General features: G+C 62.6%; 1 protein-coding gene. It reads left to right on the plus strand.

Features of this window, described 5'->3' with window-relative positions; all coding sequences use genetic code 11:
- The first annotated feature begins 17 nt into the window (after positions 1-17).
- Complete coding sequence (locus EN939_RS36285) at positions 18-704, plus strand: ABC transporter substrate-binding protein (protein ID WP_245473310.1); 687 nt, start codon at positions 18-20, stop codon at positions 702-704.
- Positions 705-837: the final 133 nt, after the last annotated feature.

Genomic DNA, 837 nt, shown 5'->3' on the forward strand with positions numbered 1-837 from the left:
GCGCCGGGGTCTATGCCGTGCTCCTTGGCGAAGCCGACAGCGCCGCAGCCGGCGCCGCGGGACTGGCCGCGAAAGGCAGCAAGAAGTTCGTACTGCTTGTCGCGGACAATCCAAACGCCGGCGCCATGGAGAAGCGGGTCGCAAACAGCCTCAGCATCTACGGCGCGGCGCTCGCGGTCACTCTCCGATATTCTGCCGGCGACGGTGGCGCGAAGGCGATCGACGAAATGGGCTCACTCGTGGACGCCCCCGACGCCGTCATTGTCGCCAGCGGCAATGGCAGTCCGGCGCCCATCCTTGCCGCCCTCAAATCGAAGGGCATTCCGGGAAAGACCATCTCCGTCGTCGGAACGAACCGTTGGCTGGAGCACCCCATGGATCCGCTCTTCGAGGGGGCGTTTATCGCCACGCTCGATCCAAGTGAAACCGGGCCGATCGCCGACCGCTTCAGGACGACATACAACTATCCGGCCGACGTCAATGTGGCCTATGCCTATGATATGGTTGCCTTGACGGCAGGGATTGCCAGCGCGGTCGGGCCTGATGGCTTCAGCAAGAAAGTTCTCGAAAATCCAAACGGCTTTCGTGGCTCGACCGGCCTGTTCCGGTTTCGGGCCGACGGATCCAGCCAACGCTCGATGCCGTTCTATCGGATTGAAAAAGGTGCGCTCAAGCTGGTTGCCAAATCGACGTCGGGTTTCTGACCGGCGCAAATCCCCGAGATCCTGTTCAAGCTGATGGGCAGGCGGGGCCGCAGCCGCTTGGCGATCGCACTCGGAAGCATCCTGCTTCTGGCCGGGGTACTGCTGATCATTCAAGGCGGGGCGTTGCTTTCTG

The organism is Mesorhizobium sp. M7A.F.Ca.CA.002.05.1.1, from assembly GCF_003998335.1.
Lineage (GTDB): Bacteria > Pseudomonadota > Alphaproteobacteria > Rhizobiales > Rhizobiaceae > Mesorhizobium.